Annotated in this window: 37 protein-coding genes; 2 read left to right on the top strand and 35 right to left on the bottom strand. The window is 60.6% G+C overall.

The annotated features are described in order from the left end of the window. The first annotated feature begins 196 nt into the window (after positions 1-196). Positions 197-1780 (top strand): PAS domain-containing sensor histidine kinase, encoded by a 1584-nt coding sequence (locus DDA93_RS06060; RefSeq protein WP_243400536.1) that lies wholly within the window; start codon positions 197-199, stop codon positions 1778-1780. Positions 1781-1790: 10 nt separating this feature from the next. Next, positions 1791-2360, top strand: coding sequence for an A24 family peptidase (locus DDA93_RS06055; RefSeq protein ID WP_165802583.1), 570 nt, complete (start codon positions 1791-1793; stop codon positions 2358-2360). Here DDA93_RS06055 and DDA93_RS06050 read toward each other — a convergent pair. From DDA93_RS06050 to rpsL, 35 genes are all read right to left on the bottom strand, one after another. Then, positions 2357-3286 (bottom strand): tRNA pseudouridine synthase A, encoded by a 930-nt coding sequence (locus tag DDA93_RS06050; protein WP_024475609.1) that lies wholly within the window; start codon positions 3284-3286, stop codon positions 2357-2359. The two genes, DDA93_RS06055 and DDA93_RS06050, sit on opposite strands and share 4 nt — an antisense overlap. A 24-nt stretch (positions 3287-3310) precedes the next feature. Next, complete coding sequence (rplQ, locus tag DDA93_RS06045; RefSeq protein ID WP_024475610.1) at positions 3311-3934, bottom strand: 50S ribosomal protein L17; 624 nt, start codon at positions 3932-3934, stop codon at positions 3311-3313. A gap of 65 nt (positions 3935-3999) precedes the next feature. Continuing rightward, positions 4000-5010, bottom strand: coding sequence for a DNA-directed RNA polymerase subunit alpha (locus DDA93_RS06040; RefSeq protein WP_019481518.1), 1011 nt, complete (start codon positions 5008-5010; stop codon positions 4000-4002). Positions 5011-5175: 165 nt separating this feature from the next. Beyond that, positions 5176-5577, bottom strand: a complete 402-nt coding sequence (rpsK, locus tag DDA93_RS06035; protein ID WP_019481517.1) for a 30S ribosomal protein S11 — start codon at positions 5575-5577, stop codon at positions 5176-5178. A gap of 161 nt (positions 5578-5738) precedes the next feature. Next, positions 5739-6116 carry a 30S ribosomal protein S13 gene (gene rpsM / locus DDA93_RS06030; protein ID WP_019481516.1) on the bottom strand — a complete coding sequence of 126 codons (378 nt, stop codon included), beginning with the start codon at positions 6114-6116 and terminating at the stop codon, positions 5739-5741. A gap of 173 nt (positions 6117-6289) precedes the next feature. Further along, on the bottom strand, positions 6290-6403 hold the full coding sequence (gene rpmJ / locus DDA93_RS06025) for a 50S ribosomal protein L36 (protein WP_024475611.1): 114 nt from the start codon (positions 6401-6403) through the stop codon (positions 6290-6292). A gap of 73 nt (positions 6404-6476) precedes the next feature. Then, complete coding sequence (gene infA / locus DDA93_RS06020) at positions 6477-6698, bottom strand: translation initiation factor IF-1 (protein ID WP_019481515.1); 222 nt, start codon at positions 6696-6698, stop codon at positions 6477-6479. A gap of 201 nt (positions 6699-6899) precedes the next feature. Then, positions 6900-7721, bottom strand: a complete 822-nt coding sequence (gene map / locus DDA93_RS06015) for a type I methionyl aminopeptidase (protein ID WP_024475612.1) — start codon at positions 7719-7721, stop codon at positions 6900-6902. 7 nt (positions 7722-7728) lie between these two features. After that, complete coding sequence (locus tag DDA93_RS06010; RefSeq protein WP_024475613.1) at positions 7729-8301, bottom strand: adenylate kinase; 573 nt, start codon at positions 8299-8301, stop codon at positions 7729-7731. After that, entirely contained in the window at positions 8298-9611 is a 1314-nt protein-coding gene (gene secY, locus DDA93_RS06005) for a preprotein translocase subunit SecY (RefSeq protein WP_024475614.1), read from the bottom strand. Before secY ends, DDA93_RS06010 begins: the two co-directional genes overlap by 4 nt. Before the next feature lie 195 nt (positions 9612-9806). Continuing rightward, entirely contained in the window at positions 9807-10301 is a 495-nt protein-coding gene (rplO, locus tag DDA93_RS06000; protein WP_024475615.1) for a 50S ribosomal protein L15, read from the bottom strand. Further along, positions 10301-10513, bottom strand: a complete 213-nt coding sequence (gene rpmD / locus DDA93_RS05995; protein ID WP_019481510.1) for a 50S ribosomal protein L30 — start codon at positions 10511-10513, stop codon at positions 10301-10303. Before rpmD ends, rplO begins: the two co-directional genes overlap by 1 nt. Next, entirely contained in the window at positions 10513-11262 is a 750-nt protein-coding gene (gene rpsE / locus DDA93_RS05990; protein WP_116778289.1) for a 30S ribosomal protein S5, read from the bottom strand. The genes rpmD and rpsE overlap by 1 nt, the downstream gene beginning before the upstream one ends. Then, entirely contained in the window at positions 11259-11642 is a 384-nt protein-coding gene (rplR, locus tag DDA93_RS05985; protein ID WP_019481508.1) for a 50S ribosomal protein L18, read from the bottom strand. The genes rpsE and rplR overlap by 4 nt, the downstream gene beginning before the upstream one ends. Before the next feature lie 2 nt (positions 11643-11644). Then, the gene (rplF, locus tag DDA93_RS05980; RefSeq protein ID WP_024475617.1) at positions 11645-12181 is read right to left on the bottom strand and encodes a 50S ribosomal protein L6; all 537 of its coding nucleotides are present in this window, start codon (positions 12179-12181) and stop codon (positions 11645-11647) included. 24 nt (positions 12182-12205) lie between these two features. Then, a complete protein-coding gene (gene rpsH, locus DDA93_RS05975; protein WP_019481506.1) occupies positions 12206-12604 on the bottom strand; it encodes a 30S ribosomal protein S8 in 399 nt (132 codons plus the stop codon). A 99-nt stretch (positions 12605-12703) separates the two neighbouring features. After that, positions 12704-13279 carry a 50S ribosomal protein L5 gene (rplE, locus tag DDA93_RS05970; protein WP_019481505.1) on the bottom strand — a complete coding sequence of 192 codons (576 nt, stop codon included), beginning with the start codon at positions 13277-13279 and terminating at the stop codon, positions 12704-12706. Continuing rightward, positions 13279-13659, bottom strand: a complete 381-nt coding sequence (gene rplX / locus DDA93_RS05965; RefSeq protein WP_019481504.1) for a 50S ribosomal protein L24 — start codon at positions 13657-13659, stop codon at positions 13279-13281. The genes rplE and rplX overlap by 1 nt, the downstream gene beginning before the upstream one ends. 3 nt (positions 13660-13662) lie before the next feature. Continuing rightward, the gene (rplN, locus tag DDA93_RS05960) at positions 13663-14031 is read right to left on the bottom strand and encodes a 50S ribosomal protein L14 (RefSeq protein ID WP_019481503.1); all 369 of its coding nucleotides are present in this window, start codon (positions 14029-14031) and stop codon (positions 13663-13665) included. Between the two features lie 287 nt (positions 14032-14318). Then, positions 14319-14612 carry a 30S ribosomal protein S17 gene (rpsQ, locus tag DDA93_RS05955; RefSeq protein WP_019481502.1) on the bottom strand — a complete coding sequence of 98 codons (294 nt, stop codon included), beginning with the start codon at positions 14610-14612 and terminating at the stop codon, positions 14319-14321. Beyond that, complete coding sequence (gene rpmC / locus DDA93_RS16985) at positions 14609-14944, bottom strand: 50S ribosomal protein L29 (protein WP_116778288.1); 336 nt, start codon at positions 14942-14944, stop codon at positions 14609-14611. The genes rpsQ and rpmC overlap by 4 nt, the downstream gene beginning before the upstream one ends. A 2-nt stretch (positions 14945-14946) precedes the next feature. After that, positions 14947-15363 carry a 50S ribosomal protein L16 gene (gene rplP, locus DDA93_RS05945; RefSeq protein WP_019481500.1) on the bottom strand — a complete coding sequence of 139 codons (417 nt, stop codon included), beginning with the start codon at positions 15361-15363 and terminating at the stop codon, positions 14947-14949. Beyond that, complete coding sequence (gene rpsC / locus DDA93_RS05940) at positions 15364-16221, bottom strand: 30S ribosomal protein S3 (protein ID WP_019481499.1); 858 nt, start codon at positions 16219-16221, stop codon at positions 15364-15366. After that, on the bottom strand, positions 16221-16586 hold the full coding sequence (rplV, locus tag DDA93_RS05935) for a 50S ribosomal protein L22 (RefSeq protein WP_116778287.1): 366 nt from the start codon (positions 16584-16586) through the stop codon (positions 16221-16223). Before rplV ends, rpsC begins: the two co-directional genes overlap by 1 nt. Positions 16587-16624: 38 nt before the next feature. Beyond that, positions 16625-16906: a 30S ribosomal protein S19 gene (gene rpsS / locus DDA93_RS05930; protein WP_019481497.1), complete on the bottom strand. Its 282-nt coding sequence runs from the start codon at positions 16904-16906 to the stop codon at positions 16625-16627. A 12-nt stretch (positions 16907-16918) separates the two neighbouring features. Further along, a complete protein-coding gene (gene rplB, locus DDA93_RS05925) occupies positions 16919-17758 on the bottom strand; it encodes a 50S ribosomal protein L2 (protein ID WP_024475620.1) in 840 nt (279 codons plus the stop codon). Positions 17759-17789: 31 nt separating this feature from the next. Then, a complete protein-coding gene (rplW, locus tag DDA93_RS05920) occupies positions 17790-18095 on the bottom strand; it encodes a 50S ribosomal protein L23 (RefSeq protein WP_019481495.1) in 306 nt (101 codons plus the stop codon). Next, positions 18092-18739, bottom strand: coding sequence for a 50S ribosomal protein L4 (rplD, locus tag DDA93_RS05915; RefSeq protein ID WP_024475621.1), 648 nt, complete (start codon positions 18737-18739; stop codon positions 18092-18094). Before rplD ends, rplW begins: the two co-directional genes overlap by 4 nt. A gap of 4 nt (positions 18740-18743) precedes the next feature. Then, positions 18744-19400, bottom strand: a complete 657-nt coding sequence (gene rplC / locus DDA93_RS05910) for a 50S ribosomal protein L3 (protein ID WP_024475622.1) — start codon at positions 19398-19400, stop codon at positions 18744-18746. 16 nt (positions 19401-19416) lie between these two features. Next, the gene (gene rpsJ, locus DDA93_RS05905; protein WP_003803825.1) at positions 19417-19725 is read right to left on the bottom strand and encodes a 30S ribosomal protein S10; all 309 of its coding nucleotides are present in this window, start codon (positions 19723-19725) and stop codon (positions 19417-19419) included. A 624-nt stretch (positions 19726-20349) separates the two neighbouring features. After that, positions 20350-21300: a type IV toxin-antitoxin system AbiEi family antitoxin domain-containing protein gene (locus tag DDA93_RS05900; protein ID WP_133185446.1), complete on the bottom strand. Its 951-nt coding sequence runs from the start codon at positions 21298-21300 to the stop codon at positions 20350-20352. A 280-nt stretch (positions 21301-21580) separates the two neighbouring features. After that, a complete protein-coding gene (tuf, locus tag DDA93_RS05895) occupies positions 21581-22771 on the bottom strand; it encodes an elongation factor Tu (protein WP_019481491.1) in 1191 nt (396 codons plus the stop codon). A gap of 151 nt (positions 22772-22922) precedes the next feature. Beyond that, positions 22923-25037 carry an elongation factor G gene (fusA, locus tag DDA93_RS05890; RefSeq protein WP_019481490.1) on the bottom strand — a complete coding sequence of 705 codons (2115 nt, stop codon included), beginning with the start codon at positions 25035-25037 and terminating at the stop codon, positions 22923-22925. A 42-nt stretch (positions 25038-25079) separates the two neighbouring features. Then, the gene (rpsG, locus tag DDA93_RS05885; RefSeq protein WP_019481489.1) at positions 25080-25550 is read right to left on the bottom strand and encodes a 30S ribosomal protein S7; all 471 of its coding nucleotides are present in this window, start codon (positions 25548-25550) and stop codon (positions 25080-25082) included. Next, on the bottom strand, positions 25550-25924 hold the full coding sequence (rpsL, locus tag DDA93_RS05880) for a 30S ribosomal protein S12 (RefSeq protein WP_019481488.1): 375 nt from the start codon (positions 25922-25924) through the stop codon (positions 25550-25552). Before rpsL ends, rpsG begins: the two co-directional genes overlap by 1 nt. Positions 25925-26050 lie beyond the last annotated feature (126 nt).

The following is a 26050-nucleotide window of genomic DNA, read 5'->3' as shown; positions in this document are numbered from 1 at the left end:
TTTCCGGTGCAAGGGTGGGCAAAGCCTATTGTTGGGACATAATAGGCGCATGCGTTACGACGGCCCGGGGAAGCCGACAACCGAATACTCTCGCCATGATTCCGGAAACTCGGCTACGCCTGAGCGCTTGTGGCTGCCTGGATTCGGACGGTTTGAGGGGGGCTTCAACTCCCGACGGAGGGCTGCGACGCACCAATTGCCCCTGACGATTGCGGTCGTAATTATCGCCGCCACCGCACCGTTATTGAATCCGGATTTACTGCTGAACGGGCTCTTCGTCGCAGGACTATTCCTGACTATTGCACTCTTCGCGGCGTGTTTCCTGATTCCGTGGGGGCGCCTACCGACGGGGGCATTGCTTGTCATCCCCATCCTTGATTTCGTCGCAATTCTGCTCTGCCGGAACGGCGCCGTCGACATCGTCCCTGGCCTTGGCGCGCTAGCGGCGTTCCCGGTCGTCTGGCTCGCTGCGTCCGGTCTGATGCCGCTGCTATCCGCGGTAGTCAGCTTCGTTGGGCCCTACCTTATTGTGCTTTTCCCCTATCTACTGGACTCCACCACCACCTATGCATCCTTGGTGGACACCCTGTTGCTCCCCACCATGACGCTGGCCCTTTTCCTCGTCATGAGGGTCCTCACGCTCCAGATGCGGATGCAACGGCTGGAGTTGCAGCAAAAGGCTGATGAGGTGTTGGCCCTTGAGACACAGAGTGGTGATCGCGAAAGACTTCTCGCTGCCATCCTCGACACCGTCGACGTCGGCGTCGTCGCCGTCGATACGGGAGGAAACACCTTGCTGTCCAACCGGCAGCAGCAACTGTTCCAGCAGGGAGCGTCTTCCCAGGACTACGACGGGGACATCCGGTTCTTCCGAAGCAAGGGATCAACTCCCCTACCCGAATCGCTGCACCCCATTCGCCGGGCCGCCGAGGGGGAATCGTTCTCCAATAACCTTCTCTGGTTGGGCGAAGGGGACTGCCAACGGGCGGTGTCCACAGCAGCACGGCCGATGACTGGTGGAGACGGCGAGTTTACCGGCTCCGTCGTCGTCTTCACGGACGTTACCGATCTGGTGAAGGCCCTGACGGTGAAGGAGGACTTCGTCGCCAATGTCACGCACGAGTTCAGCACGCCACTCACCTCCATTCTCGGCCATCTCGACCTGGTACTCGAGTCCCCGAACCTCCTGACCCCGCAGACCCGCGAGTCCCTGTCCATCGCCAGACGGAACGCTGAACGCCTCTCCATCCTGGTTTCGGACCTCCTGTCTGCAGCCTCCGCTTCGATCAGCCTGCACGCCAAGCCGACCGAACTGACGGCCCTCCTGACCTCCCGGATACGGTCAGCCCGAACACATGCGACCAACGCCGGAATCACACTCGTTTCGGAGGTACCTCAATGCCTCTGGGCCATCGCCGATCCAATGAGGATGGGCCAGGTAGTAGATAACCTGCTCTCAAACGCCATTAAGTACTCGCCCGACGGCGGAGCCGTCACCATCCGGGCACATGCGGGAGAGGGAAGGGTTTTGCTGGAAGTCGAGGACTGTGGAATAGGCATGACGCCGGACGAGACAGCCCTGATTTACGGTCGGTTTTTTCGCGCCCACAGCGCAAGGGAGTCGGCGATCCCCGGGGTCGGTTTGGGCCTGGCCATCACCAAGGCAATCGTCGAAGGCCACGGCGGCACCATTCATTGCTCCAGCTCGCTGGGAACCGGCACAAAGTTCACTGTCAGCCTGCCAACAACCATGGCGCATGCGCCGGCAGTGATCGGCTGACGAGATGCCGATGAGGGGATCTGTGGGCAGCGAGGTCCTGGCTCTGCCACACGATGTCCGCATCGTGACCGTGGCTGTAACAGCGCTGCTGGCCGGCCTGGTTCTCCTGCGGTTCGGGTGGGCACCCGAGACCCCTTCGTTCCTTGTGCTGCCCCTGTTCGGGGTGGTGCTGGCCATGATCGACCTGCGCACCAGGCTCCTGCCGAACGCGCTATTGCTGCCGTTCGCGGCCACCACGCTGGTCCTTCTCCTAGCGTCCAGCGGCCTGTCCGGGGACTGGAACCGGCTGGTCGGCGCGGTCCTGGGCAGTGCTGCCATGTTCGGCATTTACCTTGCGCTTGCACTTGTTTCACCGGGAAGCCTCGGAATGGGCGACGTGAAGCTCGCCGCGGTGCTTGGTCTCTACGGTGGTTATGCCGGAATGACCCCCTGGTTGGCAACGCTGCTCGGCGGCTTCCTCATCGGCGGCCTGATCAGTGTGTTCCTGCTTCTCTTCACCAGAGCGTCGGCCCGTTCGGTCTTCCCGTTTGGGCCGCCGATGCTCGCCGCGTGCTTCGCTGCGATTGTCGCATTCGGTTAGCTCCGCAGCCCCGTCACAGGACCGTCCCGCCGCGCACGGGTCTCCTCAGCGCGGGTCCCGATGGCGTCGTCGTCGGGGTACCTGACCTCCTCGAGAACCAACGGGTGGGGCGCCGCAAGCACCGAGCGGGCCTCCTTGCTGCGTGCGGTGAGCCGTTCGAAGAGCCACTCGGGGTCTTTCTCCCCCACTCCCACGCGCAACGTTGAGCCGATCAGTCCCCGCACCATGTTGTGGCAAAAAGCGTCAGCCTGAATGGCCGCGGTGATGACGCCGTCGTCGCCGCGGCTGAAGTCGAACCGCTGCAGTTCGCGGACGGTTGTCGCGCCGGGCCGCGGTTTCACAAACGAACGGAAGTCCTGCAGGCCGAGGAGCCGCCTGGCGCCGTCATTCATCCGGTCAACCTGCAGTTCGTCGGGGTGCCAGAGCGTCACACGGCGGACCAAGGGGTCCCGCAATTCGGGACGGTCGGCGATCCGGTAGCTGTACCGACGCCACAGCGCCGAGAACCTGGCATCGAAGCCGGTGGGGGCCAGCCCGACCTTGCGGACGACGACGGCGGGCACCTGGTGGCGCTGCCGGTCGGCCTTGTGGAGTTCTCGGCTGATCGTGGCTCCCAACCTGCGCATCATGGCCGTTTCCGGGGTCATCTCCTTGCCACGGCTGAGACCATGCCACTCCCCCGGGGTCAGATCCACGTGGGCCACCTGACCACGGGCGTGGACACCGGTATCGGTGCGCCCCGCGACCGTCAGCCGGGCGGGTCGGCGCAGGAGGGTCTCAAGGCCGGCCTCGATTGCTCCCTGCACGGTGAGCAGCCCGGGTTGCAGGGCCCACCCGGAAAAGGACGCACCGTCGTAGGCAAGATCCAACCGGACACGCAAAAGCCCGCTGTCCTCACGAAGGACAGCGGGCTTTTGCTCAGTCATGGTGCTTCTTCAGATGCGGAAGAATTACTTCTTGCCGTCGTCTTCTGTGGTGCCTTCTTCGACTACAACAACCTCATCGGCACCGGCCTCGGCGCTGACGTTGGTGTCCTCAGCGGCGACCTCGTCGGCCGACGGTGCTGACTCTGCTGAATCGACCGAGTCAGCTGACTCCGGCGAATCAGGGGAATCTGCTGATTCTGCCGATTCTGCCGATACCGGGGCAGCCGCGGCAGGCGCTGCGTTCGCCTTGGACTGCTCGGCTTCTGCAACGACTGACTGCTTCGCTGACATAGGCTCCAGAACCAGTTCAATGACCGCCATGGGGGCGTTGTCGCCCTTACGGTTACCGATCTTGGTGATGCGGGTGTAGCCACCTTCGCGCTCGGCAACGGCAGGAGCGATGTCCGTGAACAGTTCATGGACGATGCTCTTGCTGCTGATGACGCCCAGGACGCGACGACGTGAAGCGAGATCGCCCTTCTTCGCGAAGGTGATCAGGCGCTCGGCGTAGGGGCGAAGCCTCTTCGCCTTGGTCACCGTGGTGGTGATGCGCTTGTGCTCGAACAGTGAGGCGGCCAAGTTGGCGAGCATCAGGCGTTCGTGCGCCGGACCGCCTCCGAGACGTGGGCCCTTTGTTGGTGTGGGCATGATTGTTTCTCCTCTAAGTGGTCCTGTCCGCCGCTACCAGCGGCGGACAGGTCTTTCTAACGTTGTTAGAGCTCGTCGTCGCTGTAGGCGGCGTCGTCTTCTTCGATGGCTGCTGCGCGAGCCGCGAGGTCGAACCCTGGAGGGGAATCCTTCAGGGACAGACCCAGCTCAACCAACTTGGCCTTGACCTCGTCGATCGACTTTGCGCCGAAGTTGCGGATGTCCATCAGGTCGGCCTCGGAGCGGGCAACGAGTTCACCCACGGTGTGGATACCCTCACGCTTGAGGCAGTTGTATGACCGAACGGTCAGCTCGAGATCTTCAATGGGCAGCGCCATGTCGGCTGCCAGGGCAGCGTCTGTTGGCGATGGGCCAATCTCGATGCCTTCGGCAGCGGTGTTCAGCTCACGAGCCAGTCCGAACAGTTCCACCAGGGTGGTACCGGCCGAGGCTACTGCATCGCGGGGAGCGATGGCGTCCTTGGTTTCGACGTCGACGATCAGACGGTCGAAGTCGGTGCGCTGCTCAACACGGGTTGCTTCGACCCGGAAGGTGACCTTCAGGACCGGCGAGTAGATGGAGTCAACCGGGATACGGCCGATCTCTGAGTCGCCGGACTTGTTCTGTGAGGCCGACACATAGCCGCGTCCACGCTCGATGGTCAGCTCAAGCTCGAACTTACCCTTCGAGTTCAGGGTGGCGATGTGCAGATCCGGGTTGTGGAACTCGACACCGGCTGGCGGCGCAATGTCCGCAGCGGTGACGACGCCGGGACCCTGCTTGCGCAGGTAGGCAACAACTGGCTCGTCGTGCTCGGAAGACACAGCCAGGTTCTTGATGTTCAGGATGATCTCGGTGACATCTTCCTTGACACCCGGAACCGTGGTGAACTCGTGCAGCACTCCGTCGATACGGATGCTGGTTACAGCTGCACCCGGGATCGAGGAAAGCAGGGTGCGGCGGAGTGAGTTTCCGAGGGTGTAGCCGAAACCGGGCTCAAGCGGCTCGATGACGAACCGTGAGCGGTTGTCGGCGACGACTTCTTCAGTCAGGGTGGGGCGCTGTGCAATAAGCACTTACATTTCCTTTCAGGGAGCATCCGCTATATGACGCAACACAAATGGTGGAAAGGGACAGCTAGCAAGCAACGCTTATTAGCTTGGGGATCGGTGTCGAACGCCGCCCTGAACAATCCCGGGTACTGGGATCATTCAGCGCGGCATTCGCACCGGAAAAGCTAATTAGACGCGGCGACGCTTCGGAGGCCGGCAACCGTTGTGGGCGCTGGGGGTGACATCCTGAATGGAGCCAACCTCCAGGCCGGTGGCCTGCAGCGAGCGGATAGCTGTTTCGCGTCCTGAGCCTGGGCCCTTGACGAAAACGTCGACCTTCTTGACGCCGTGTTCCTGCGCACGCTTTGCAGCAGCCTCGGCTGCCATCTGAGCGGCGAACGGCGTCGACTTGCGAGAACCCTTGAATCCAACTTCACCGGCGGAGGCCCAGGAGATAACTGCTCCTGACGGGTCCGTGATGGACACGATGGTGTTGTTGAAGGTGCTCTTGATGTGCGCCTGTCCAAGCGCGATATTCTTCTTATCCTTGCGACGCGGCTTACGTACCGCTCCACGAGTCTTGGGGGGCATTGCTTCTCCTACGAAAGGTGATGGGTGAGGTGCCGGGACCTGAAGGTCTGGCGAGCAAGCGGCTGGCTAGAACCATAAGCCCCTATAACAGGGGCCTCCGCTGGCGAGGGTTCCCTGGCCGGACGAGCGCTAGCGAGTCAGGTTAGGGAGCCAGTGGGGATCTAGCGCGCGGCCTTCTTCTTGCCGGCCACGGTGCGCTTGGGGCCCTTACGGGTACGCGCGTTGGTCTTCGTACGCTGTCCGCGTACGGGAAGACCGCGGCGGTGCCGGATGCCTTCGTAGCTTCCGATCTCCACCTTTCGGCGGATGTCGGCGGCTACCTCACGGCGGAGGTCACCTTCGACCTTGTAGTTGACTTCGATGTAGTCACGCAGCTGCAGCAGCTCCGCGTCACTGAGGTCCTTGACGCGCGTATTCGGGCTGATCCCGGTTTCTGCCAGCGTCTGGTCTGCACGGGTCTTGCCCACGCCATAGATATAGGTAAGCGCTATCACTACCCGCTTTTCGCGGGGAATGTCTACGCCAGCGAGACGTGCCATAGTGGCGGTTCTCCTTTGGTGTTTCTGGAGGTCTGAAGCAGAGCGGCCTGCTGAAAATTTCAGCTCCCCGGCCTCCGTGCCCGGGGGTGTGCTCCCACCGATCGTGGGAACTGCTCTGCCTTTATGGTTGTACTACTGCAGCGCGTGGGTGGTGCTTCTCTTGACGAGAAGAACTAGCCCTGACGCTGTTTGTGGCGCGGGTTTTCGCAGATTACGAGTACGTTGCCCTTGCGGCGAACCACCTGGCACTTATCGCAGATCCGCTTGACGCTCGGCTGGACCTTCATGGTTTTCCTTTGCGTTGTTTGCAGATTGTGCTGTAACTACACTCCCTGTCCTGAGGCAGGACGGGAGAATTCCTTATTTGTAGCGGTAGACGATACGGCCTCGGGTGAGGTCGTAAGGGCTAAGCTCCACTACCACCCGGTCCTCAGGAAGGATCCGGATATAGTGCTGACGCATTTTTCCCGAGATGTGGGCGAGGACAATGTGACCGTTTGCCAGCTCAACGCGGAACATCGCGTTGGGCAGAGCCTCGTTCACAGTGCCTTCAATCTCAATGACACCGTCTTTCTTGGCCATATCCTCCGCTAACGTCGATGCCCGCCACTGACGCGGCAGGCGATTGGGGTTGTGATCGTTGACCTACTCCCAGCGCAGCAACAGACCCGGGTTACCGGATCGTGCACACGTGGCGCCCTAAATGGGCACACGAGTAGAGACAACCAACAGGCAACTCTACGCTAACAGCTGTGAAATGTTAAATCTGGGTTCACGGGGTTGTCAGAGCGCAACGGGCGTGACACCCAGGGGCGCGAGCTTGGCTGCTCCCCCATCTTCGGCGCTGAGCACCCAGATGCCGCCGTCGTGCACCGCTACGGTGTGCTCCCACTGACATGACCGCTTGCCGTCAGTGGTCACTACAGTCCAGTCGTCGTCCAGCAACGTTGTCTCCAGGCTACCGAGGACCAGCATGGGCTCTATCGCCAGACACAGCCCCGGCTTGACCTTGGGACCACGGTGTCCACTGCGGTAGTTGAGCACGTCGGGCGGCTGGTGCATGGCGGTGCCGATCCCATGGCCAACATAGTCCTGCAGGATCCCTAACGGAGCGCCGTCCAGTCCCGAGACGTAGTCATCAATTGCATTGCCCACATCGCCAACATTCCGGGCGTTAGCCAGCGCGGCGATGCCATGCCACATGGCCGACTCCGTCGCGTCGGACAGCCGCTGGTCCTCGGCCCGCGCCTGTCCAACGATCACCGAACGAGCGGAGTCTGAATGCCAGCCGTCCACGATGGCGCCACCATCAATAGAGAGGATGTCACCGTCCTGGAGCACATAATCTCCTGGGATCCCGTGCACCACTTCATGGTTCACCGATGCACAGATTGATGCGGGGAACCCGTGGTATCCCAGAAAGTTGGACGTTGCTCCCGAAGCCTTCAAAACCCCAGCGAACACGCCGTCGAGTTCCCGGGTAGTGACACCGACCGCAGCCGCGGCCACGGCTTCGTCGAGCGCTGCCGACAGGACCAATCCGGCCTTCCGCATGGTGCGGATTTGCTGGTTGTTCTTGTATTCGACCTTCGACTGGCGAAACATCGTCAAACTACCGGGTGCCGTTCAGGGCACTGACGACTCGTTCGGTCACTTCGTCGATAGCTCCGATGCCGTCGACCCGCTTGACGATGCCGCGTCCCTCGTACTGCGAGACAACCTCTTCGGTCTGCTCGTGGTACAGGTCAAGCCGGTGGCGGATGACGGTTTCGTTGTCGTCGCTGCGGCCGTCCAGCTCAGCGCGGCCGGTCAGGCGACGGATCAGTTCCTCGTCTGGGGCGGTGAGCTGCAAGACGGCGTCGAGGGTGAGCTCGTTCTGCTGGAGAATGTCATCCAGTTCGACAACCTGGGCCGGAGTGCGCGGGTAACCGTCGAGGAGGAATCCCTCGCGCACGTCGTCTTCTTTCAGACGATCCCGCACCATCGAATTGGTGACACTGTCAGGCACGAAGTCCCCGGCGTCCATGTACTTCCTGGCCTCGAGGCCAAGCGGAGTCTCCCGCTTCACGTTGTCCCGGAAGATATCTCCAGTAGAAATCGCGACGACTCCTAGTCGCTCGGAGATTCGCGAAGCCTGTGTGCCTTTGCCGGATCCGGGAGGTCCAATTATGAGCATGCGTGTCATCGCAACAACCCTTCGTAGTGACGCTGCTGAAGCTGAGCGTCGATCTGCTTCACCGTTTCGAGTCCAACACCCACCATGATGAGGATTGAGACACCACCGAAGGGGAAGTTCTGGTTAGCGTTGATCAACACGAGCGCGATCAACGGGATCAGTGCCACCAGGCCAAGGTATAGGGCACCGGGCAGGGTGATGCGGGACAAGACGTACTGCAGGTACTCGGCCGTCGGACGACCCGCACGGATGCCCGGGATGAACCCGCCGTACTTCTTCATGTTCTCCGAGACCTCATCCGGGTTGAACGTGATCGCTACGTAGAAGTAGGTGAAGAACACGATCATGGCGAAGTACAGGGCCATGTAGAGGGGGTGGTCGCCGTTCGCCAGGTAGGTGGTGATGAAGTTGACCCACTCCGGTGGCGGTGTCTGCCCATCGGTTGGCGTGTTGAATTGCGCGATCAGGCTCGGCAGATACAGCATCGATGAGGCGAAGATGACCGGGATAACACCGGCCATGTTCACCTTGATCGGGATGTAGGTGCTGCTGCCACCGAGGGTGCGTCGACCCACCATCCGTTTGGCGTACTGCACGGGGATGCGACGCTGCGACTGCTCAACAAAGATCACCAATGCAACCACTACTAGCCCGATGGCGATCACTGCCACGAAGACGGTCCAGCCCTGGGTGCGGAGGATCTCGCCCAGGGAGGTGGGGAAGCCTGCGGCGATGGCGGTGAAGATCAGCAGCGACATGCCGTTGCCGACTCCACGCTCGGTGATGAGTTCACCCATCCACATGATCAGGCCGGTACCGGCGGTAAGGGTCAGGATCAGAAGCAGAATGGTGATGAGACTGTCGTCCGGGATGATCGGCACTGGGCAGTCGCCTAGCAGGGCTCCGGATCGGGCCAGGGAAACCAGTGTGGTCGCGTTGAGCAAGGCCAACGCGATGGTGAGGTAGCGCGTGTACTGGGTCAGCGTCGACTGCCCCTGCGCGCCTTCCTGGTGCAGCTCCTGGAACCGCGGGATGACCACGCGGAGGAGCTGGGTGATGATGCTCGCCGTGATGTAGGGCATGATGCCCAGAGCGAAGATGGACACTTGCAGGAGAGCGCCACCACTGAAGAGGTTCACGAACTCATAGAGACCACCCTCGGTGTTGCCGAGCTGCAAACACTGCTGAACATTGCCGTAATCGACACCGGGCGCGGGGATGAAGGCACCCAGGCGGAAGATGGTGATGATTCCAAGCGTGAACAACAGCTTGCGCCGCAAGTCTGGCGTCCGGAAAGCCCGGCCAATAGCGCTAAGCAAGCGTCCTCCTGAAGGTCTTGGTGTCCATGGCGGACAGATACACAACAACCGAGTCTAACGGTTGAAACCCGGTGCGTCGGACCCGGGGGTGGCTAGGTAAGCCCATGTGGCCATAAAAAAACTCTTGGTGGGCCGGAATGTTCCGGCCCACCAAGAGTCTAGTTGCTAGATCGGGTAGATCACAGCGGCTCTGAATTAGAGTCCGGTGACCGAACCGCCGGCTGCAGTGATTTTCTCTGCAGCGCTAGCCGAGTACGCGTGCACAGTGACATCAACCTTGACGGTGATGTCGCCGGTGCCCAGTACCTTCACGGGCTGGTTCTTACGAACCGCACCGTTGGCGACCAGGCTGTCGACTGACACCTCGCCACCGTTGGGGTAAAGCTCCGAGATCTTATCCAGGTTTACTACCTGGAACTCGACCCGGAATGGGTTCTTGAAGCCACGCAGTTTGGGAAGGCGCATGTGCAGGGGAAGCTGTCCGCCTGCGAAGCCTGCCTTGACCTGGTAACGGGCCTTGGTTCCCTTCATACCGCGTCCTGCAGTCTTACCCTTGGAGCCTTCGCCACGGCCCACGCGGGTCTTGGCGGTCTTCGCTCCAGGGGCGGGACGCAGGTGGTGAACCTTGAGCGCGTGAACGCGCTCATTATCCGACTTGACCGTGGCTGCTGCCACATTCTTCTCTGCCATTAGTTGGCCTCCTCAACCTTCACGAGGTGCGGAACCGTGTTGACCATGCCAACAGTGACGGCATCAGCGGTACGGACAACGGTGTGTCCGATGCGCTTGAGGCCGAGAGACCGCAGGGTGTCGCGCTGGTTCTGCTTGCCGCCAATGACGGACTTGATTTGGGTGATTTCAAGCTTCGCTGAGCTTACTAACACGCGCTTGGGAGTTGCCATTACGCACCTGCCTTTTGTTCCTGCATTGCGCGCAGCATCGACGAGGAAGCCACCTGATCCAGCGGCAACCCACGACGGGCGGCTACTGCCTGAGGCTCTTCCAGCCGCTTCAGCGCGTCAACAGTTGCGTGAACAATGTTGATGGCGTTCGAAGAACCGAGTGATTTGGACAGAACATCGTGGATGCCGACGCATTCCAGCACAGCACGCACCGGGCCACCGGCGATAACGCCGGTACCTGGGGAGGCCGGGCGGAGCAGGACTACGCCTGCGGCCGCTTCGCCCTGCACCAGGTGAGGGACCGTGCCACCGATGCGGGGGACCTTGAAGAAGGACTTCTTGGCCTCTTCAACGCCCTTTGCGATAGCTGACGGAACTTCCTTGGCCTTGCCGTAACCGACGCCGACCATTCCGTTACCGTCGCCAACGACAACCAGGGCGGTGAAGCTGAAACGCCGTCCACCCTTGACTACCTTTGACACACGGTTGATAGCAACCACGCGCTCGACAAACTTGTCCTTGTCGTCGCCACGACCGCCGTCACGGCCACCACGGCCGCCGTCGCGACCGCCACGGCCACCGTCACGGCCACCGGCGCCGCTGCTGCGGCCACCACGTTCTGCGCGGGCACCGCCCTTGCGGTCGTCGGCTGCTGCCGCTGCGGGTGCCTCTGTAGCCGGAGCTGCAGCGGCAGGCTGATCAGTACCTGTACTCAATTCAGGTTCCTTTGCATTGTTTTCCTCGGTCACAGTGCCAACCCACCTTCGCGGGCGCCATCAGCGATGGCGGCAATACGGCCGTGGTACTTGTTGCCGCCGCGGTCGAAGACTACTGCTTCGATTCCTGCAGCCTTGGCACGCTCTGCGACGAGGTTGCCCACGCGCTTAGCTTTGGCGGTCTTGTCGCCGTCGAATGCACGCAGATCGGCTTCGAGGGTGGATGCCGAAGCAACCGTGACACCCAGACCGTCGTCCACAACCTGAACGAACATGTGACGTGCAGACCGGTTGACTACCAGACGCGGGCGGACCGCGGTTCCGGTGATGCGCTTGCGCACACGGAGGTGGCGGCGTCCGCGCTGGGCGGACTTGCTCTTTGAGCTTCGCTTCTTATTAATGCTGATAGCCATGATTATTTACCAGACTTTCCGACTTTACGGCGAACAACTTCGCCTGCGTAGCGCACGCCCTTGCCCTTATAGGGGTCCGGCTTCCGCAGCTTGCGGATGTTTGCGGCGACTTCGCCGACCTGCTGCTTGCTGATGCCGGAGACGGAAACCTTGGTAGGTCCCTCAACGGTCAGAGTGATGCCCTCCGGTGCCTTGACGGCGACCGGGTGGCTGAAGCCCAGTGCGAACTCCAGGTCGGAACCCTTCGCCTGCACGCGGTAACCGGTGCCGACAATTTCGAGGTTCTTCTTGTATCCGTCAGTGACACCGATGATCATGTTGGAGATCAGCGTGCGTGTCAGGCCGTGCAGCGAACGCGATTCGCGCTCGTCGTTCGGCCGGGTGACGGTCAGTGTGCTCTCGTCGAGATCCACCAGGATCGGGCTGGGCACAGTGTGGCTCAGCTCCCCCTTGGCTCCCTTGACGGACACCAGGTTACCGGTGACTTTTACCTCAACACCCGCGGGAACGGAGATGGGGAGACGTCCAATACGTGACATGTGTTTACTCCTTCTCTGTTCCGGCTACCAGACGTAGGCGAGGACTTCCCCACCCACGCCCTTCTTGGATGCCTGGCGGTCTGTCAGCAGTCCGGAGGACGTTGACAGGATTGCAATCCCAAGGCCACCCAGCACGTGCGGCAGGTTGGTGGACTTCGCGTAAACGCGGAGCCCGGGCTTGGAGATGCGGCGGATGCCGGCGATTGAACGCTGGCGCTCAGGACCGAACTTGAGGTCGATGGTCAGCTTCTTGCCAACCTCCGCTTCCTCTTCCTTCCAGCCTGCGATGTAGCCTTCAGCCTTCAGGATGTCGGCGACGCGAGCTTTGAGCTTGCTGTATGGCATGCTCACGGTGTCGTGGTATGCGGAGTTTGCATTGCGCAGACGTGTCAGCATGTCTGCCACAGGATCTGTCATTGTCATGTGGGCTCTTGCCCTTCCTCGTAACGGTTTCCGGGGCCCGGTTTAGGGTGTTGGACTTGCGCCCTACCCTGCCCGGTACGGACCTGGAACGTAGTTAGATTAATCTTCGGATTTAAACGGGAAGCCGAGCGCTTTGAGCAGTGCGCGACCTTCGTCATCGGTTTTTGCGGTGGTGACAACGGTGATGTCCATGCCACGTACGCGGTCGATCTTGTCCTGGTCGATCTCATGGAACATTGACTGTTCCGTGAGCCCGAAGGTGTAGTTGCCGTTTCCGTCGAACTGGCGGCCGCTGAGGCCACGGAAGTCGCGGATACGGGGCAGCGCCAGTGACACCAGACGGTCTACGAATTCCCACATCCGGTCGCCACGGAGCGTTGCGTGGCAGCCGATCGGCATTCCTTCGCGCAGCTTGAACTGAGCGATCGATTTGCGGGCCTTGGTGACCTGAGGCTTCTGACCAGTGATCTGGGTCATGTCGCGTACAGCACCATCGATGAGCTTGGAGTCCTTGGCGGCATCTCCAACACCCATGTTCACAACAACCTTGACCAGTCGTGGGACCTGGTTGACGTTGGTGTAACCGAATTCTTCCTGCAGTCCGGACTTGATTTCAGCGGCGTAGCGCGTCTTCAGGCGCGGGGAGATCTTTGTCTCTACGGCTTCGGTAGTCATTAGAGATCCTTCCCTGATGCCTTGGCGACGCGAATCCGGACCGTACGCTCTTTACCGTCTTTTTCGACGGTATCGATGCGGTAGCCAACGCGGGTTGGCTTGTTGGTCTCGGGGTCAACCACTGCAACATTGCTGATGTGGATGGGGGCTTCAATGACCTCGATGCCGCCAGTCTTCGAGCCGCGCTGCGACTGTCCGACCTTGGTGTGGCGGGTGACGCGGTTGATTCCCTCGACGAGGACCCGGTTGTTCTCCCGGAATACCTTCAGAACCTTGCCCTGCTTGCCGCGGTCTCCGCCGCGTTCCTGCTTGGCTCCGCTGATGACCTGTACCAGGTCACCCTTCTTGATCTTGAACTTCACTGTCTTATTCGCTCCCATGGGTTAGAGCACCTCCGGCGCTAGCGAGATGATCTTCATGAAGCGCTTGTCACGGAGTTCGCGACCGACGGGACCGAAGATACGCGTACCGCGCGGGTCGCCGTCTGTCTTCAAGATCACCGCAGCGTTCTCGTCAAACTTGATGTAGGAACCATCCGCGCGGCGGCGTTCCTTCTTGGTGCGGACGATGACCGCCTTGACGACGTCGCCCTTCTTTACGTTACCGCCGGGAATTGCATCCTTGACGGTGGCGACAATTACGTCGCCGATGCCTGCGTAGCGACGTCCAGATCCACCGAGAACACGGATTGTCAAGATTTCCTTGGCACCCGTGTTGTCGGCGACCTTAAGCCGCGACTCCTGCTGAATCACTTATTACTCCTGTCGTCGCGCTGGTTCTCTATACGAGCCTTGCGGAACGGATATGGGTTGGCCCCGTAATACTGGTCCTCAGCCTGCGCGGGCGCGAACACGCCAACGCAAAGAATGCTGAACAAGATTATCGGGCTTTTGTCTCAATCGCCGGTGTGGAAGCTCATACCTCTAACCCACCGGACAGACAAGATTTTCATCTTATCGCGAAAGTGCCCCGGAGGTGAAATCGCAGTGCGATCTCACCTCCGGGGCCCAGTCGTTAAAGCTGGTTCCCTTGCGGGAGCCTACTTGGCGCGCTCGATTACCTCGACCAGACGCCACCGCTTGGTAGCGGACAGCGGGCGGGTCTCACTGATGAGAACGTGATCGCCGATGCCGGCGGTGTTCTCTTCATCGTGGACCTTGACCTTGGTGCTGCGGCGAAGAACCTTGCCGTACAGTGCGTGCTTCACCCGGTCCTCAACCTGGACCGTGATGGTCTTTTCCATCTTGTCCGAGACTACGTAGCCACGACGGGTCTTACGGTAGCCGCGGGCGAGATCGTCCGACGTCGTTGCTTCACTCTTCTGTTCACTCACTTGGCGTCCTCCTTAGATGCCTCGGTGCCCGCATCCGGGGCGTCTTTGGTGGAGGCCTTCTTGGACTTCTTGGCCTTTTCAGGCTTTGCTTCCTCAACAGGAGCAACAAAGTCAGGCCGAATGCCGAGCTCACGCTCACGCATCACCGTGTACAGGCGTGCGATATCGCGCTTCACTGAGCGCAGACGCCCGTGATTTTCCAACTGACCCGTAGCGGACTGGAAGCGAAGGTTGAACAACTCTTCCTTACCCTTGCGGAGTTCTTCGACCAGGCGATCACGATCGAAGCCGTCCAACTGCTCGGATGTCAGTTCCTTTGAACCAATAGCCATGTCTACTCACCACCTTCACGACGCACAATGCGTGCCTTCAACGGCAGCTTGTGGATTGCTAGGCGCAATGCTTCGCGGGCTACCTCTTCTGATACACCGGAGAGTTCGAAAAGAACCCGACCCGGCTTGACGTTGGATACCCACCATTCTGGGGAACCCTTACCGGAACCCATACGGGTTTCAGCAGGCTTCTTGGTCAGTGGGCGGTCCGGATAAATGTTGATCCAGACCTTGCCGCCACGCTTGATGTGGCGGGTCATGGCAATACGTGCAGCTTCAATCTGACGGTTGGTGACGTAAGCCGGGCTCAGCGCCTGGATACCCCACTCACCGAAGCTGACCTCAGTGCCACCGGTTGCAGCGCCGGAACGACCCGGGTGGTGCTGCTTACGGAACTTGACTCGACGAGGGATAAGCATTTAAGCCTGTCCTCCTTCCGCTGCTGCCGGAGCTGCAGCTTCAGCCGGTGCGGCAGTTGCCTGCGCCTCGGTAGGAGCGGAGCCGGCCGGGTTACGACGACGACGGTCTGCACCGCGGTCTCCGCCACGGTCAGCGCCAGCTGGGCCACGGCTCGGACGGTCGCTTCCGCCGCCGCGTCCGCGGGACGGTGCAGCTGCAGCCTGGGCTGCGAGCTCCTTGGCGGTGATGTCGCCCTTGTAGATCCAGACCTTCACGCCGATACGGCCGAAGGTGGTCTTGGCTTCGAAGAAACCGTAATCGATGTTCGCGCGGAGGGTGTGCAGGGGCACACGGCCTTCGCGGTAGAACTCGGAACGGCTCATTTCTGCGCCACCCAGACGGCCGGAACACTGAACACGGATGCCCTTGGCTCCTGCACGCTGCGCCGACTGCATAGCCTTCTTCATCGCACGGCGAAATGCCACGCGTGAGGAGAGCTGCTCGGCAACGCCCTGGGCCACAAGCTGGGCTTCCATCTCGGGGTTCTTGACCTCGAGGATGTTCAGCTGAACCTGCTTGCCGGTCAGTTTCTCCAGCTCGCCGCGGATACGGTCTGCTTCGGCGCCGCGGCGGCCGATTACGATGCCGGGACGTGCAGTGTGGATATCCACACGAACACGGTCACGGGTGCGCTCGATCTCTACCTTGGCGATACCGGCGCGGTCCATGCCCGTCGCCATGAGCTGACGGATCTTGATGTCCTCACGGACGTAATCCTTGTACCGCTGACCTGGCTTGTTGCTGTCGGCAAACCAGTGCGAACGGTGGTCCGTGGTGATACCGAGCCTGAACCCATGCGGGTTTACTTTCTGTCCCACTAGCGGACCTGCGCTTTCTCAGGGGTGGCTACTACAACTGTGATGTGACTGGTCCGCTTCAAGATGCGGAACGCACGGCCCTGGGCGCGCGGTCGGAACCGCTTCATCGTGGGGCCCTCATCAACAAATGCCTCGCTGATGATCAGGCTATCTTCATCGAATGCGATGCCGTCCCGGTCCGCGAGGACACGGGCGTTGGCGACCGCCGACTGTACTACCTTGAATACCGGCTCTGAAGCTGCCTGTGGGGCGAACTTCAGTATTGCCAGAGCCTCATTCGTCTGCTTGCCACGAACCAGGTTGACGACGCGCCGGGCCTTCATAGGCGTGACACGCGAAAAACGCGCAACTGCCTTGGCTTCCATTGCTTTCCTTCTCTCGTCTTCTGCCGCTCGAGCAGCGCCTAGCGGCGCTTGCCCTTGCGGTCGTCCTTTACATGGCCGCGGAAGGTCCGCGTCGCAGCGAATTCGCCGAGCTTGTGCCCGACCATTGACTCTGTGACAAACACCGGGATGTGCTTGCGCCCGTCGTGCACGGCGATCGTGTGCCCCAGCATGTCGGGGATGATCATTGAGCGGCGGGACCACGTCTTGATGACGTTCTTGGTGCCCTTGTCGTTTTCACGAGCTACCTTCACAAAAAGGTGCTGATCGACGAAGGGGCCTTTCTTCAGGCTGCGTGGCATGTCTCCAGGCTCCTATCGCTTGTTCTTGCCGGAACGACGGCGACGCACAATCAGTGAGTCGCTCTCTTTGTTTTTGCGGCGGGTACGGCCTTCGGCCTTACCGTTCGGGTTCACCGGGTGACGGCCACCAGAGGTCTTACCTTCACCACCACCATGTGGGTGATCAACCGGGTTCATGGCAACGCCACGAACGGTTGGGCGGACGCCCTTCCAGCGCATACGGCCGGCCTTGCCCCAGTTGATGTTGGACTGTTCTGCGTTTCCAACTTCACCGATGGTGGCCCGGCAGCGAACATCCACATTGCGGATTTCACCGGAGGGGAGGCGGAGCTGCGCGAAGCGGCCCTCTTTGGCAACCAGCTGGACTGACGCACCGGCCGAGCGAGCCATCTTGGCCCCGCCGCCTGGACGCAGTTCCACAGCGTGGATCACGGTACCAACCGGGATGTTCCGCAGTGGCAGGTTGTTGCCTGGCTTGATGTCAGCACCGGAACCGGCTTCCACCATGTCGCCCTGCTTCAGGCGGTTAGGTGCAACGATGTAGCGCTTGGTGCCGTCAACGTAGTGGAGCAACGCGATGCGAGCCGTGCGGTTGGGATCGTATTCGATCTCAGCAACGCGGGCGTCAACGCCGTCCTTGTCGTGGCGACGGAAGTCAATCAGGCGGTACTGGCGCTTGTGGCCACCACCCTTGTGACGGGTCGTGATCTTGCCGGTGTTGTTACGTCCACCCTTTTTGGGGAGGGGACGCACCAGGGACTTCTCCGGTGTCGACCGAGTGATTTCTGCGAAGTCAGCAACGCTTGAGCCGCGACGGCCAGGCGTTGTTGGCTTGTATTTGCGAATAGCCATGTGTCATTTCCTCGTTAAAGTGGTCTCCGCCCTAACCGAGCGGACCGCCGAAGATGTCGATCGTTCCTTCTTTGAGGGTCACGATGGCACGCTTGGTGCCCTTACGCTGCCCCCAGCCGAAGCGGGTGCGCTTGCGCTTACCCGAACGATTGAGTGTGTTGATCGAATCGACCTTGACGGAGAAAATCTTCTCCACGGCCAACTTGATCTCTGTCTTGTTCGAGCGAGGGTCGACCAGGAAGGTGTACTTACCTTCGTCGATCAGGCCGTAGCTCTTTTCCGAGACGACCGGCGCAAGGACGACGTCGCGGGGATCTTTGGAGATGGTCGCGCTCACTTGGCGTCCTCCGTAGCTGTTGTGCTCTCGTCAGCATCTACGGTCGAGTCAGCTGACCCGACGAACGTGTCGTAAGCGGCCTTCGTGAAGATCACGTCGTCGGAAACCAGCACGTCATAGGTGTTGAGCTGGTCAACATAGAGGACGTGTACTTCCGGGACGTTCCGCACGGACAGTGCCGTGAGATCGTTGGCGCGCTCGATAACGATGAGCAAGTTTGGACGCTCCGAGATGCTGCGAAGCGCTTCGATTGCACCCTTGGTGGACGGCTTGTCGCCGGACACCAGGGACTCGAGGACGTGGATACGGCCGTTGCGTGCCCGATCAGAGAGGGCACCGCGCAGAGCGGCAGCCTTCATCTTCTTGGGGGTGCGCTGGCTGTAGTCGCGTGGGGTGGGTCCGTGGACGACGCCGCCACCGGTCATGTGAGGGGCACGGATCGAACCCTGACGGGCACGACCTGTTCCCTTCTGCTTGAACGGCTTGCGGCCTGCGCCGGATACCTCTGCACGAGTCTTCGTCTTGTGCGTACCCTGACGGGCAGCGGCAAGCTGAGCCACGACGACCTGGTGCAGCAAGGGCACATTGGTCTGCGTGTCGAAGATCTCTGCGGGGAGATCGACCTTTACAGTGTTGACAGCCATCTAACTATGCTCCCTTCACGGCGGTGCGCACGAGGACGACCTGGCCGCGGGCGCCGGGAACGGCACCCTTGATCAGCAGCAGCGACTTCTCGACATCCACAGCGTGAACTGTGAGGCTCAGAGTGGTCTGACGAACGGCACCCATACGGCCTGCCATTTTCATACCCTTGAAGACGCGGCTAGGGGTGGACGCGCCACCGATAGAGCCGGGCTTGCGGTGGTTCTTGTGGGCACCGTGGGATGCGCCGACGCCGTGGAAGCCGTGACGCTTCATGACACCTGCGAAGCCCTTGCCCTTGGTGGTGCCGATGACGTCGACCTTCTGGCCGGCTTCGAAGATCTCAACGGAGAGCTCCTGGCCCAGCGAGTAGGTGTCAGCATCGGAGGTACGCAGCTCAACCACGTGGCGGCGCGGCGTGACGCCGGCCTTTTCGAAGTGACCGGCCAGTGGCTTGGTCACCTTGCGGGGGTCGATCTGGCCGAAGCCGATCTGGACAGCTGTGTAGCCGTCCTGGTCCGCTGAGCGGAGCTGGGTAATGACGTTGGAGTCAGCCTGGACGACAGTAACCGGCACCAGCAGGTTGTTTTCGTCCCAGACCTGGGTCATTCCGAGCTTGGTGCCCAGAAGACCCTTGACCTGACGCGTAAGTGAAGTAGACATTATGATCCGCTCTCCCTTACAGCTTGATTTCGATGTTCACGTCCGCAGGCAGGTCGAGACGCATCAGCGAATCAACGGCCTTGGGCGTGGGGTCAATGATGTCGATCAGACGCTTGTGAGTACGCATTTCAAAGTGCTCGCGGCTGTCCTTGTACTTGTGCGGTGAGCGGATAACGCAGTACACGTTCTTCTCCGTCGGCAGGGGCACTGGGCCAACTACCGTAGCGCCTGCGCGCGTCACCGTCTCAACGATCTTCCGTGCTGATACGTCGATGACCTCGTGGTCATACGACTTCAGCCGGATGCGGATTTTTTGTCCCGCCATGCGTCTCGACTCTCTCTCTCAAGAATTCTTGAATAACTGTCAGTTCCTGCACGTGCTGCGCCCGTTGCACTGGCGCTCCTCCCACAGACTGAATCCGGAAGTTTCCGGGTTCCTCACCCTGTGGAGGTACCGACCCCCGCGCTCGGGCGTGTCGCGGATTTTCTGCAAACTGATCCCTCTGTTTGCTTCCACGTTTCCAGCCGAACTGAAATGGGGGTGGTCATATTTGGGCTAACCGCCCGGTGAACACCGACCCTGCATCAGGCATTATCCTGATCGGGACGGTATCTCAAACCGCGCGCGCAAGCGCTTGAACAACTTCTCCAGTCTGCCAGATATCAGGGCATAAGGCGAATCCACGCCGCGACACGCCCCTGGATGGTGAACTTTGCAGGCACCCATGTCCAAAAAAATGGCCGGGCCGCAGAATCGCCGTCGGGCAACCACTCCCCTGCCGCTCCAACACTATGCTGCGAACCGGACTGCAGTTGGACCATTCCACCGGCCCGTTCCCGGTCCCTCCCCACGGGTGAACGCGGCCCAAACCCGACGGAGAGCCCGAAAGCGGCTGGCGCAGCACATATATCTGGGGCGTCTGCCGTTTCCTGCTGCGCTGGTCGGGTTCTACCGCTTCCATCTGAGTGGGCTTCCAGCAATCAATCCCTTGGAGACCAACAATGAGAGCAGCCGCTGCGGTTTGTTGACATCCTCCCAGACCCAGCGCACCACAGTAAAACCGAGGGCGCGCAGCCGATCTTCGCGGATCTTTTCATCGACCACCACCTGGCTGGCGCTACGTCCGCCCATGTACTCGGGCTTCTGGTATTTGATGAAGCCGTCGAACTCACCAATCAGCCCCCGTTCCCGCCAATAGAAGTCCGTCTGGGCGATGAAGCCCCGGGCATCGCGGAACGTCTTCTGAAGTTCGGGCGGCTGGATCCCGAACAGGGCCATGTGTGCCCGGCTGGCGGACTCCCCCGGGGATTCCGACGCCGGATCACCAAAGTCCAACACCATGCCAAACCGATTGTTCGCTGCCGCCGTCCTCAGACTTTGCGCGGCGGTCCGTAGCTGGGCCGGGTCAGTCCTGTTCCGCCGGAGTGAGTCATCCAGCGCGACGACGGCGCTGGGGAAGGTGGCCTCAGTGGCCAAAGCCAAAAGTGTGTAGTTCAACGACGTCGCGCGTAGCCCATCCAGCCGTACCTTTCCCGGCGTGTAGTCATCAGTGAAATGGCGGCGGATGTCCTTCCGCGATCTGTCGGACCGCCGGCCCTCCTGTTGTGTGTGGACCAAGCGGGGGACACCCAGGATTGGTATTGAATGAATCAGGGCTGCAGTCTCGTGGGAGAAGAGCGGCGGTCGCTGGGCGCTGAGGTTTACTGCCAGGACCAGTACCCGATACCTGTCCCAGCGATCCAGGTTGTGCCATGCCTCCGCCCTCAGGTAGATGCCGTGCCTCACCCGGACCAGGGTGCCGGCTCTGCATTGACGCTGCAGTTGGGTGAGGTCCACGCCTTGCAGTGCCAGTTCCGCGGAAGTCCTCAGATGGTTACGCAATTCGAGCATACGATTCATCCCCCGAGTGTGGCGCGCCAGCGACCGGCCAGGGTGCAACGTCGTCGTTTTGTGGACAACGCTCCCCCGGCCAGCGCTCCCGAACTCTTCTCCCGCAGCCGAAAACGTCCTGCGCTGCGGTAATCGGCAAACGCTGCAGCTATAGGTGGGGCGGTTGCCGATATGTACTGCGCCCGCCGACACCTGCTGCGCCATCAAAAGACCGACGCAAGGGCAAACACAAAAAGGAAAGGCCCCACTGCAACTGCAGCGGGGCCTTTCCTCAGTGACTCGTGAAGAGTTACTTGATGATCTTGGTAACGCGTCCTGAGCCTACGGTGCGGCCGCCTTCGCGGATAGCGAAGCCGAGGCCTTCTTCCATAGCGATTGGCTGGATGAGCGCAACGGTCATCTCAGTGTTATCGCCAGGCATAACCATTTCAGTACCCTCGGGGAGAGTAATGACACCGGTGACGTCAGTTGTACGGAAGTAGAACTGAGGGCGGTAGTTGGAGTAGAACGGGTTGTGACGCCCGCCTTCGTCCTTTGCCAGGATGTAGACGTTGGCATCGAAATCGGTGTGCGGGGTGATTGAACCCGGCTTGACGATAACCTGTCCACGCTCAACATCTTCGCGCTTGATTCCGCGGAGCAGGAGACCACAGTTCTCGCCTGCCCATGCTTCGTCGAGCTGCTTGTGGAACATCTCGATACCGGTAACCGTGGTCTTCTGGACCGGACGGATGCCGACGATCTCGATTTCCGAGTTGATCTTCAGGGTTCCACGCTCGGCGCGGCCCGTAACAACGGTGCCACGGCCAGTGATGGTGAAGACGTCTTCAACAGGCATCAGGAACGGCTTGTCCTTGTCGCGGACTGGGTCCGGAACGCTGTTGTCGACTGCGTCCATCAGGTCCTCAACGGACTTGACCCACTCGGGATCGCCCTCAAGTGCCTTCAGGCCGGAGACGCGCACAACTGGTGCCTCGTCGCCGTCGAAGCCCTGCGCGCTGAGCAGCTCGCGGACCTCCATCTCGACGAGATCAAGCAGTTCCTCGTCGTCGACCATGTCGGACTTGTTCAGCGCGACCAGCAGGTAGGGAACGCCAACCTGGCGGGCGAGCAGAACGTGCTCGCGGGTCTGAGCCATCGGGCCGTCGGTCGCAGCAACCACGAGGATTGCTCCGTCCATCTGTGCGGCGCCGGTGATCATGTTCTTGATGTAGTCAGCGTGGCCGGGAGCGTCTACGTGTGCGTAGTGGCGCTTCTCGGTCTGGTACTCAACATGCGAGATGTTGATGGTGATGCCGCGCTGCTTCTCCTCGGGGGCCGAGTCGATGGACGCGAAGTCGCGTGCCTCGTTGAGATTGGGGTACTTGTCGTACAGCACCTTGGAAATGGCAGCCGTCAACGTCGTCTTTCCATGGTCAACGTGACCGATGGTTCCGATGTTAACGTGCGGCTTAGTCCGCTCGAACTTTGCCTTCGCCACGGGTTCCTCCTAGAACGTTTTGAGAAGATTTGCTTCCCAGCCGCGCTGTTCGCGGCTGAAACTGTTGCAAGTCTACTGGGGGCTTTTACTTTGATGAAATTACTGCATGCTGCAGGAGCCGGATGGCTCCTGCAGCTGGTCTGCGGAAAAGTTATTCGCCGCGGGTCTTCTGGATGATCTCGTCGGCAACTGCCTTCGGAACTTCCGAGTAGCTGTCGAACTTCATCGAGTACACCGCGCGGCCCTGGGTCTTCGACCGCAGGTCACCGATGTATCCGAACATACCCGACAGGGGCACCATGGCCTTGATGACCTTGACACCGCTGGCGTCCTCCATGGACTGCATCTGGCCACGACGTGAGTTGAGGTCACCGATAACTTCACCCATGTATTCCTCAGGGGTGCGGACTTCAACTTCCATCAATGGTTCGAGCAGGACAGGATTAGCCATCCGTGCCGCTTCCTTGAACGCCATCCGGCCAGCGATCTTGAACGCCATTTCGGACGAGTCAACATCGTGGTAAGCGCCGTCGAGCAGCACAGCCTTGATGCCGACAACCGGGTAACCGGCCAAGACGCCGTCGTTGAGGGCATCCTGGATGCCCGCGTCGACGCTGGGGATGTATTCGCGAGGGATACGACCACCGGTGACTTTGTTGTCGAACGCGTACAGGACGCCGTCTTCAACTTCCATCGGCTCGATGGCGATCTGGATCTTCGCGAACTGACCCGATCCACCCGTCTGCTTCTTGTGGGTGTAGTCGTGCTTGGCGACGGCGCGCTTGATCGTCTCGCGGTAAGCAACCTGGGGCTTGCCCACGTTGGCTTCGACGCGGAACTCGCGGCGCATGCGGTCCACCAGGATGTCCAGGTGAAGCTCGCCCATGCCGGCGATGATCGTCTGGCCAGTGTCAACGTTGAGGGAGACCTGGAAGGTCGGGTCCTCAGCGGAGAGCTTCTGGATAGCCGTTGACAGCTTCTCCTGGTCACCCTTGGTCTTCGGTTCAATCGCAACCGAGATCACTGGGTCAGGGAAGCTCATCGACTCGAGCACGATCTGGTTGGCACTGTCCGACAGCGTGTCGCCGGTGGTGGTGTCTTTCAGACCGATGGCTGCGTAGATGTGACCTGCAAGGGCTTCCTCAACGGGGATTTCCTTGTTGGCGTGCATCTGGAACAGCTTGCCGATGCGCTCCTTCTTGTTCTTCGTGGAGTTGGTCACCTGCGTGCCAGCCGAAATCTGGCCGGAGTACACGCGGATGAACGTCAACTGTCCGAAGAACGGGTGGGTAGCCACCTTGAAGGCCAGAGCCGAGAACGGCTCTTCGGTGCTCGGCTTGCGAGTCAGTTCGATTTCCTCGTCCCGGGGATCGTGACCGATCATCGGGGGAACATCCAGTGGATTCGGGAGGTAGTCGACAACAGCGTCAAGCATCGGCTGAACGCCGCGGTTCTTGAACGCTGAGCCACACAGGACCGGGTAGATCTCCGAAGCAATGGTGAGCTTACGGATTCCAGCCTTGATCTCGGCAACCGAAGGTTCTTCGCCGGCGAGGTACTTCTCCATGAGCTCGTCGTCAGCTTCGGCAACGGCTTCGAGCAGACGCGCCCGGTAGTCGTTAGCCTTCTCCACGAGGTCAGCCGGGATCTCTTCGATCTCGTACTTGGCACCCATGGTGACGTCACCCTTGGAGTCGCCGCGCCAGGTCAGCGCGCGCATTTCCACGAGGTCGATGACGCCTTCGAAGTCGTTCTCCGCGCCGATTGGCAGCTGGATGACCAGCGGCTTGGCGCCGAGACGGCTGATGATGGTGTCAACGGTGAAGTAGAAGTCGGCGCCCAGCTTGTCCATCTTGTTGACGAAGCAGATACGGGGAACTTCATACTTGTCAGCCTGGCGCCAGACGGTCTCGGACTGCGGTTCTACGCCTTCCTTGCCGTCGAACACTGCCACTGCACCGTCGAGGACGCGCAATGAGCGCTCAACCTCTACCGTGAAGTCGACGTGGCCCGGGGTGTCGATGATGTTGATCTGGTTGTTGTTCCAGAAGCAGGTCACGGCGGCGCTCGTGATGGTGATGCCGCGTTCCTTTTCCTGTTCCATCCAGTCAGTCGTGGAGGCGCCGTCGTGCGTCTCGCCGATCTTGTGGTTTACACCCGTGTAGAACAGGATGCGCTCGGTAGTAGTGGTCTTGCCGGCATCAATGTGGGCCATGATGCCGATATTGCGGACCTTGTTGAGGTCGGTAAGCACGTCCTGTGCCACGGTGTCTCCCTTATTCTTGGGTTTCTAGAAGTCGGAGTCTGGTTACCAGCGGTAGTGTGCGAAGGCCTTGTTCGACTCAGCCATCTTGTGCGTGTCCTCGCGGCGCTTGACAGCTGCACCGAGACCGTTGGAAGCATCCAGGATCTCGTTCATGAGACGCTCGGTCATCGTCTTCTCGCGGCGAGCCTTCGAGTAGCCAACGAGCCACCGCAGGGCGAGTGCCATGGAGCGGCCGGGCTTGACCTCGACGGGGACCTGGTAGGTCGCTCCGCCGACTCGGCGGGAGCGGACCTCGAGGGAAGGCTTGACGTTGTCCATTGCCTTCTTCAGTGCTGCGACAGGATCGCCGCCGCTCTTGGCGCGGGCACCCTCAAGTGCGCCGTACACGATGCGTTCTGCAGTGGACTTTTTGCCGTCGACGAGTACCTTGTTGATCAGCTGAGTGACCAGTGGGGAACCGTAAACGGGATCTACAACTAGCGGCCGCTTAGGGGCCGGGCCCTTACGTGGCATTACTTCTTCTCCATCTTCGCGCCGTAGCGGCTACGAGCCTGCTTGCGGTTCTTGACACCCTGGGTATCAAGCGCACCACGGACGATCTTGTAACGGACACCGGGCAGATCCTTCACACGACCACCGCGCACCAGCACGATGGAGTGTTCCTGAAGGTTGTGACCGACACCTGGGATGTAAGCGGTAACTTCGATGCCGCCGTTGAGGCGCACACGGGCGACCTTACGGAGCGCCGAGTTCGGCTTCTTGGGGGTGGTCGTGTAAACGCGGGTGCAAACGCCGCGCTTCATGGGGCTGCCCTTCAGTGCGGGCGCCTTGGTCTTGACGACCTTAGGTGTCCGGCCCTTACGGACCAGCTGGTTAATAGTAGGCACTTCTGCGTTCTCCGTAATGTCTAGAGATATTGGCTGTCGTTTGCGCCGAACCCACACATGTAAGCCGTCGCGACTTGACCGTAGGCGTGCGAAAATGTGGCATTCGTTGTACAAGTTCCCTACAAC

This window comes from Arthrobacter sp. Bz4 (genome assembly GCF_003075455.1).
In the GTDB taxonomy this organism is placed as follows: domain Bacteria; phylum Actinomycetota; class Actinomycetes; order Actinomycetales; family Micrococcaceae; genus Arthrobacter_D.
Note: the sequence above shows the minus strand (reverse complement) of the source record. Positions and strands in the feature narration are given on the sequence as shown.